This is a genomic window from Methylibium sp. (genome assembly GCF_013817345.1).
Lineage (GTDB): Bacteria > Pseudomonadota > Gammaproteobacteria > Burkholderiales > Burkholderiaceae_C > Methylibium.
Genome location: NZ_JACDCW010000025.1, coordinates 34,265 through 42,636, shown reverse-complemented (window position 1 = coordinate 42,636; position 8,372 = coordinate 34,265). Strand labels below are relative to the sequence as shown.

6 protein-coding genes are annotated in these 8,372 nt (G+C 68.8%); 4 read left to right on the top strand and 2 right to left on the bottom strand.

From position 1 onward, the window contains the following. The 4 genes from H0W40_RS06995 to H0W40_RS06980 form a co-directional block, all read left to right on the top strand. On the top strand, window positions 1–477 hold a 477-nt coding region (locus H0W40_RS06995; RefSeq protein ID WP_292444685.1), incomplete at its 5' end, for a response regulator. Between the two features lie 236 nt (window positions 478–713). Continuing rightward, a complete protein-coding gene (locus tag H0W40_RS06990; RefSeq protein ID WP_292444683.1) occupies window positions 714–1,955 on the top strand; it encodes a homoserine O-acetyltransferase in 1,242 nt (413 codons plus the stop codon). Further along, on the top strand, window positions 1,952–2,536 hold the full coding sequence (gene metW, locus H0W40_RS06985) for a methionine biosynthesis protein MetW (protein ID WP_292444681.1): 585 nt from the start codon (window positions 1,952–1,954) through the stop codon (window positions 2,534–2,536). Before H0W40_RS06990 ends, metW begins: the two co-directional genes overlap by 4 nt. 57 nt (window positions 2,537–2,593) lie before the next feature. Then, a complete protein-coding gene (locus tag H0W40_RS06980; RefSeq protein ID WP_292444679.1) occupies window positions 2,594–3,448 on the top strand; it encodes an alpha/beta hydrolase in 855 nt (284 codons plus the stop codon). 55 nt (window positions 3,449–3,503) lie between these two features. Here H0W40_RS06980 and H0W40_RS06975 read toward each other — a convergent pair whose 3' ends face one another. Together H0W40_RS06975 and H0W40_RS06970 are read right to left on the bottom strand one after the other, a co-directional pair. Next, entirely contained in the window at window positions 3,504–5,147 is a 1,644-nt protein-coding gene (locus tag H0W40_RS06975) for an efflux transporter outer membrane subunit (RefSeq protein WP_292444676.1), read from the bottom strand. Further along, window positions 5,140–8,364 (bottom strand): efflux RND transporter permease subunit, encoded by a 3,225-nt coding sequence (locus H0W40_RS06970; RefSeq protein ID WP_292444674.1) that lies wholly within the window; start codon window positions 8,362–8,364, stop codon window positions 5,140–5,142. Before H0W40_RS06970 ends, H0W40_RS06975 begins: the two co-directional genes overlap by 8 nt. Window positions 8,365–8,372 lie beyond the last annotated feature (8 nt).

Here is an 8,372-nt window from a genome sequence, read left to right as displayed (position 1 = left end):
GGTTCGAGCTTCGCCGTCACGCTGCCCCGCAGCGACCCGCGCCCGGGCGCCGCGGCGTCGCCGGCGGCGGGCGCTGCCACGGGCGGCACGGCCCTGCATAGCGTGCTCTATGCCGAGGACAACAATCTCAACATCGAGCTCGTGCGCCAGTTGCTGCTGCTGCGCAGCGGCTGCGAGCTGCGCATCGCGCGCAGCGGCCGCGAAGCCATCGCCAGCGCGCGCGCAGCGGCCCCCGATCTCCTGCTGATCGACATGCACCTGGGCGACATGACCGGGCTCGACGTGCTGGCCGCGCTGCGCGACGAGCCGCTGCTTGCCGGCGTGCCGCGCATCGCCCTGTCGGCCGACGCCCTGCCCGACCGCGTGCGCGCCGCGCGCGAGCAGGGGTTCGACGACTACCTCACCAAGCCGGTCGACATGGCCGAGCTGCTGGCTTGTCTTGACCGGCACCTTGCGGCGCGGCGCAAGAGCCCTTGAGCCGGCCGGGACCGCGCGCCCGCGAGCGGATTGACGAGCGGGTTGCGCGCCGTGCGGGGTCCGACGAGCCGCAATCGGCTCCCGGTGAGGCCTCGATATACTGCCTCGACAGCGCCGATTTGATCCGGATTGCGGGCGCTCAACAAATGCAGCTAAAGAGGGGCCCGCGACTTCGGAAGTCACCCGGCCTCGCTAGCTAAAGCGACGCCGGGTTTTCTTTTTGACAGTTCGGATACATGGGCACCGTCGGTCACGTCACTCCCCAGTCGCTGCGCTTCGCGCAAGCCCTGCCGCTCAAGAGCGGCGCGGTGCTGAGCGACTACACGCTCGTCTTCGAGACCTACGGCGCGCTCAACGCCGACAAGAGCAACGCCGTGCTGGTGTGCCACGCACTCAACGCCTCGCACCACGTCGCCGGCCGCTACGAAGGCCAGGACAAGAGCGAAGGCTGGTGGGACAACCTCATCGGCCCCGGCAAGCCGCTCGACACCGACCGCTTCTTCGTCATCGGCGTCAACAACCCGGGCTCGTGCTTCGGCTCGACCGGGCCCACGCACACGAACCCGGCGACCGGCCGGCCCTGGGGCGCCGACTTTCCGGTGGTGACGGTGGAGGATTGGGTCGATGCGCAGGCCCGGTTGCTCGACACGCTGGGCATCGCGCAGCTCGCCGCGGTGATCGGCGGCAGCCTGGGCGGCATGCAGGCGCTGTCGTGGACGCTGCGGTATCCCGGGCGAGTGCGTCATGCGGCGGTCATCGCCTCGGCGCCCAACCTGAGCGCTCAGAACATCGCCTTCAACGAGGTGGCGCGCCGCGCCATCGTGACCGACCCCGACTTCCACGGTGGCCACTACCAAGCCCACGATGTGCTGCCGCGGCGCGGCCTGCGCGTGGCACGCATGGTCGGCCACATCACTTATCTGAGCGACGACACGATGGCCGCCAAGTTCGGCCGCCAGACCGTGTCCGAAGGGCTCAACTACAGCACGCAGGCGGTGGAGTTCCAGATCGAGAGCTACCTGCGCTACCAGGGCGACAAGTTCAGCGATTACTTCGACGCCAACAGCTACCTGCTCATCACACGCACGCTCGATTACTTCGACCCGGCGCGCGAGCATGGCGGCGACCTGACCCGGGCGCTGGCTGCGGCGACTGCGAAGTTCCTGGTGGTGAGCTTCACGACCGACTGGCGCTTCTCGCCGGAGCGCTCGCGCGAGATCGTCAAGGCGCTGGTCGACAACCGACGCGAGGTGAGCTATGCGGAGATCGATGCGCCGCATGGGCACGATGCGTTCTTGATGGAGGATGGGCGATATCACAACGTGTTGCGGGCTTATTTCGAGCGAGTGGCAGCTGAGCTTGACTTACTCCCTCTGCCTTTGGGAAAGCGCGCGCGGCGTGTGATTGACAGCCAAGCGCCTGACCCGGCCGGCCCTCACCCCAACCCTCTCCCAGAGGGAGAGGGAGTCAAGCCATGAGTGAACGCCGAGACCTCGAGGTAATTGCCGCGCTGGTACCGCCCGGCTCGCACGTGCTCGACCTGGGCTGCGGCAACGGCGCGCTGCTGGCGCTGCTGCGCGACCAGCGCGGCTGCACCGGCTACGGCGTCGAGCTCGACGACGCGCAGGTCCACGAATGCGTGCAGCGCGGCGTCAACGTGATCCAGCGCAACCTCGACGAAGGCCTGGCGATCTTCGCCGACCGCGCCTTCGACGTCGTGCTGCAGCTCGACACGCTGCAGAACCTGCGCAACACCGAGGCCATGCTGGTCGAGACGGTGCGCGTGGGCCGCATCGGCGTCGTCAGCTTCCCCAACTTCGCGCACTGGCCGAACCGTTTCTCGGTGCTGCGTGGGCGCATGCCGGTCACCAAGGTGCTGCCCTTCCAGTGGTACGACACGCCCAACATCCGCTTCGCGACGCATGCCGATTTCGAGGTGTTGGCGCGCCGCAACGGGCTGCGCGTGCTCGACAGCTTCGGGCTGCAGAAGGGCCGCGTGGTGCGCCGCGCGCCGAACCTGATGGCCAGCACGGCGGTCTTCAAGTTCGAGCGGGGTTGAGCGGGTGGGCAGCGCAGCCCGCCCGAGATTGTCCGCAGCAGCTTCTACACTGCGCCGATGACCGAAGCGCTGCCCCTGTCCATCGCGCTGCGTGACGGCAGCACCCTGCGAGGGCAGTACTGGCCGGACGCCGACGCCAAGGCGACCGCGCTGATCGTCCATGGGCTCGGTGAGCATCATGGGCGCTACGGCAAGGTCGTCGCGCAACTGCGCGAGGCCGGATTGGCGGTGGCCGGCTATGACCAGCGCGGCCATGGCCTCTCGAAAGGCAAGCGCGGCGACATCCCTGAAACCGACACGCTGTTGCGCGACCTGGCCACGGTGATCGACACCGTGCGCGCCGCCTCGCCGGCACGCCCGCTGCTGCTGCTCGGCCACAGCATGGGCGGGATCGTCGCCGCGCGTTTCGTGGGCGGCGCGCTGGAATCGCCGCGTCCGGTGTGGTCTCGCCCCGTCGATGCCCTGGCGCTGTCGTCGCCGGCGCTCGATGCCAGCCTCAAGCCGCTGCAAAAGTTGCTGATCGGCGTGATGGGCCGGCTGGCGCCGCACGTGGCAGCCGGCAACGGCCTGCCGCCCGAACAGGTTTCGCGCGACCCCGCCGTGGTGGCGGCCTACAAGGCCGACCCGCTCGTGCACGACCGCATCACCGCGACCCTGGGGCGCTTCATCGGTGAGGCCATCACCACGGTGCAGGCACAGGCGCCGCAGTGGCGCACACCCACGCTGCTGATGTGGGCGGGCGCCGACCGCTGTGTCTCGCCGGCCGGCAGCGCGCGTTTTGCGAAGGCGGCGCCGAGCGGTGTGATCACCGGGCGCGAGTTCCCCGGCCTGTATCACGAGCTGTTCAACGAACCGGAACAGGACGAGGTGTTCGCGGTGCTACGTGAGTGGCTGGCGCAGCGCTTCGGTTGAAAGGCCGGCGTGTCGCTCCCTTGGGAAAAGGGCGACCGAGGGCCCGGCCTCGCCGTTAACGCACGCTCGACACCGCGGTGCCGGCCACCGGCATCTCCCAGCCACCACCCAGCGCCCGGTACACGCCGACCAGCGCCGTTGCCGTGCCGGTCTGCGCCTGCACCAGTTGGTCGCGGTTGAGCAGTACCTCCCGCTCGGCGTCGAGCACGGCCAGGAAGTCGGTGTAGCCGGCGTCGAAGCGCAGCTGCGCCAGGACCGCGGCCTGTTCGGCGCTGCGCGCGGCACGTTCCAGCCGCACGGCGCGCTGGGCGTTGCGGTTGTAGCCGCTGAGCGCGCCTTCGGTTTCTTCCAGCGCCAGCGCAATGGTCTGCTCGTAGCTCGCCAGGCTCTGCTGGGCGCGTGCCTCGGTCGCCCGGATGCGCGAGCGCAGCAGGCCGAAGTCGAGCGGCGTCCAGCTCACTCCTGCGCCGAGCGAATGGATCGCCGAATTGCTGTTGCCGAGCTTGCCGAGCGTGGCTGCGTTCAGGCCGAGCAGGCCCGAGAGCGAGATGCGCGGAAAGAGATCCGAAGTCGCCACGCCGATGTCGGCGGTGGCCGCCGCCAGTGAGCGCTCCGCCGCAATGATGTCGGGCCGGCGCGCCAGCCACGCCTCGGGTGTCCCCAGCGGCAGTGCCGCCAGGTCGGTGACCGGCAGGCCGGGCAGCGGCGCCGGCGTCTGCAGGCTTTCCAGCACCGTGCGCGGCGGCTGAGCGGTCAGGGTGGCGAGTCGGAAGACGGTCAGCTCGATGGCGCTCTGCAGCGCCGGCACGCCGGCCGCCGTGTTCTCGGTAAGCGCGCGCGAGCGGGCCACGTCGAGCTGCGTGCCGCGGCCGGCGTCGAGCCGCAGCTCCGTCAGGCGCAAGCTCTCGCGCTGGCTGGCCAGCGACTCCTCGGTGAAGCGCAGGCGCTGCTGCAGGCCGCGCAGCTCCAGGTAGTTGCGTGCCGTCTCGGCGGCCACCGCGGTGTGAGCCGCCGCGAGCCCCGCCTCGCTCGCCTCGACGACCGCTGCCGCCGATTCGCTCAGGCGCCGATAGCGGCCGAAGAAGTCCAACTCCCAGTTCGCGATGAAGCCGGCGTCCCAGATGGTGCCGGTGCGCTCGCTGCGGCCTTGGCCCGGCAATTGGGTGACGGGCTGCACCGAGCGCGTCACGCCGGCGCTCAGGCCCACGCCCGGGCGGCCCAGCGCATCGGCCTCGCCCTGGTTGGCACGCGCCTCCTGCAGCCGCGCCTGGGCGATGCGCACGTCGCCGTTGGCCTCGAGCGCACGCTCGACCAGCGCCGACAGCGCCGCATCGTCGAAGCCGCGCCAGAAGACGGCGATGTCGGCGGAAGGCTCGGCGCGGTTCGCCGAGGCAGCGCCGGCGTTGATGAAACCGCCGGCCTCCAGTACCGGCACGGGGCGCTGGTAGTCGGGGCCGACGGCGGCGCAGCCGGCGAGGATCAGCACGGCAAGGGCCGCAAGGACAGGCGCGCCCGGCCTTGCGGCAGCGCGGAAACCCAGCACCGACGAGCGAGGCTCGGCTGCCGCGCGCGCCGACCCCGGCGGTATCGCGGCGACGAAGCCAGGCGCAAGCAGGCGGGGTGCGATCCAGGCGCGCAAACCGCGCCGCGCGACAGCTTCAGATGCAAACGATGCGCTGCGGACTCGGCGCTCAAGCATGCTCGTCTCCCAGGCGCACCCCGCGCGCCGGCAACGGCGGCTCGTGGTGAGTGACCAGCGGCTTCTTCGAGCCGATCTTGCGCAGCAGCACATAGAACACCGGCGTAAGGAAGAGGCCGAACACGGTCACGCCGATCATCCCGCTCATCACCGCGATGCCCATCGCCTGGCGCATCTCGGCGCCGGCGCCGCTGGAAAAGACCAGCGGCATGACACCCGCCACGAAGGCGATCGAGGTCATGAGGATCGGCCGCAGCCGCAGGCGGCAGGCCTCGACCACCGCCTGCACCGCCGTGCGGCCATGGTCCTCGAGCTCGCGCGCGAACTCGACGATCAGGATCGCGTTCTTGCAAGCCAACCCGACCAGCACCACGAAGGCGATCTGCGTGAAGATGTTGTTGTCGGCCGGCTGGCCGAAGAAGCCCGAGGCCCACACACCGAAGATCGCCGAGAGGATGCACATCGGCACGATCAGGATGATCGCCAGCGGCAGGGTCGTGCTCTCGTAGGTGGCGGCCAGCACCAGGAACACCAGCAGCACGCACAGCGGAAAGATGTAGACCATGGTGTTGCCGGCGATCTTTTCCTGATAGACCAGCTCGGTCCACTCGTAGCCGATGCCGCGCGGCAGCGTCTCCTTCAGCAACTGCTCCATCGCCGCCTGCGCCTCGCCCGAACTCACGCCGGGCTTGGGCGCGCCGTTGATGTCGGCCGTATAAAAGCCGTTGTAGCGGCTCACCGTGCCCGGCCCGAAGGTCGGCTCCACCGTCATCAGCGAGGCCAGCGGCAGCATCTCGCCGCGCGCGTTGCGGATCTTGAGCTGGCCGATGTCTTCCGCCTTGGCGCGGTGCACGGCGTCGGCCTGCACGATCACCTGGTAGGTCTTGCCGAAGCGGTTGAAGTCGTTCACGTACAGCGAGCCCAGGTGCGTCTGCATGGTCTCGTAGATGTCGTTGAGGTTCACGCCCATCTGCTTGGCCTTGGTGCGGTCGACGTTGGCGAACAGCTGCGGCACGTTGATCTGGTAGCCGGAAAAGAACTGCGTCAGCGGACTGTTCGGGTCGCCGTACACGCGGCCCATCAGCTGCTGCACAACGCCGTGCAGCGCCTCCTCGCCGAGCGAATCGCGATCGAGCAGTTGCAGCTTGAAGCCGCCCGCATTGCCCAGGCCATCGACGGGCGGCGGGGACAGCACGAACATGAAGGCATCCTGGATGGCCCCCAGCCGCATGTTGATCTGCCCCACGATGGCGTCGGCGCCGGTCTCCTGCGTGGTGCGGTCCTCGAAGTCGTCGAGCCCGAAGAACACGATCCCGCTGTTGGGCGCCGCCGTGAAGCCGTTGATCGACAGGCCCGGGAACGCCACCGAATCCTTCACGCCGGGCACGCCCTTGGCGATGTCGCTCATCTCGCGGATCACCTTGGTCGTGCGTTCCAGGCTGGCGCCGTCGGGCAGTTGCGCGATGCCGATCAGGTACTGCTTGTCCTGCTGCGGCACGAAGCCGGGCGGCACCTGCCGAAAAAGCAGGAAGGTCGCGCCGAGCAGCAGCGCATAGACGATCAGCGAGACGCCCTTGCGCTTGACCACCACGCTGGTGATGCCGCTGCTGTAGCGGTCGGCGTTGCGGCGGAAGAAGCGGTCGAACCAGCGGAAGAAGCGGCCGAAGACCTTGTCCATGCCGCGCGTGAGCCAGTCCTTCGGCGCGTCGTGCGGACGCAGCAGGATGGCGCTCAGCGCCGGCGACAGGGTCAGCGAATTGAAGGCCGAGATGACGGTGGAAATGGCGATCGTCACCGCGAACTGCTTGTAGAACTGCCCCGACAGGCCCGACACGAAGGCCAGCGGCACGAACACCGCGCACAGCACCAGGCCGATGGCGATGATGGGCCCCGAGACCTCCTGCATCGCCTTCACGCTCGCGTCGCGCGGCGACAGGCCCGCCTCGATGTTGCGCTCGACGTTCTCGACCACCACGATCGCGTCGTCGACCACGATGCCGATGGCCAGCACCAGGCCGAACAGCGTGAGCGTGTTGATCGAGAAACCCAGCAAAAGCAGCACCGCGAAGGTGCCGATGATCGACACCGGCACCGCCAGCAGCGGAATGATCGAGGCACGCCAGGTCTGCAGGAACACGATGACCACCAGCACGACCAGCGCAACGGCTTCGAGCAGGGTGACGATCACCTTCTCGATCGAGGTCTGCACGAAGCGGGTCGGGTCATAGACGATGCTGTAGTCCACGCCCGGCGGAAAGTTGGCCTTGAGTTCCTCCATCGTCGAGCGCACGTCGGCCGAGAGCTGCAGCGCATTGGAGTCCGGTGCCTGGAAGATCACCACCGCGGCAGCTTCCTGGTTGTTCAGCAGCGAGCCCAGCGCATAGGTGTTGGGGCCGAGCTCGACGCGGCCGACATCCTTAACGCGGACCAGCGAGCCGTCGGTCGTGTCGGCCTTGACGATGACGTCGGCGAACTCCTGCTCGGTGGTCAGGCGGCCTTGCGTGTTGATGGCGAGCTGGAACTCGGTCTGGTTGGGCGCCGGCGGCGCGCCCACCACGCCGGCCGCCACCTGCGCGTTCTGCTCGCGGATGGCGGTGACCACGTCGCTCGAAGTCAGGTTGCGGGCGGCGAGCTTCTGCGGATCGAGCCACACGCGCATCGCATAGTCGCCCGAGCCGAAGGTCTGCACCGAGCCCATGCCCTCGATGCGCAGCAACGCGTCGCGCACGTTGAGCGCCGCGTAGTTGCGAAGGTAGAGCGCGTCGTAGCGGTCGTCCGGCGAGACCATGTGCACCACCATGGTCAGGTTGGGCGAGGTCTTCTCGGTGGTCACGCCGACCTGGCGCACCACCTCCGGCAGCCGGGGCAGGGCGCGGTTGACGCGGCTTTGCACGGCGGTCTCGGCGTCGTCGGGGTCGGTGCCGATCTGAAAGCTGATCGCCAGCGTCATGGCGCCGTCGGCCGTCGATTGGCTGCTCATGTAGAGCATGTTCTCGATGCCGTTGATCTGTTCCTCGAGCGGCGTGGCCACCGTCTCGGCGATCACCCGCGGGTTGGCGCCGGGAAATTGCGCACGCACCACCACCTGCGGCGGGGCAACGGCCGGGTACTCGGAGATCGGCAGCTCGAAGATGGCGATGGCGCCGACCAGGGTGATGAAGATCGACAGCACGGCCGCGAAGATCGGCCGGTCGATGAAGAAGCGCGAGAGGTTCATGTCGTCGC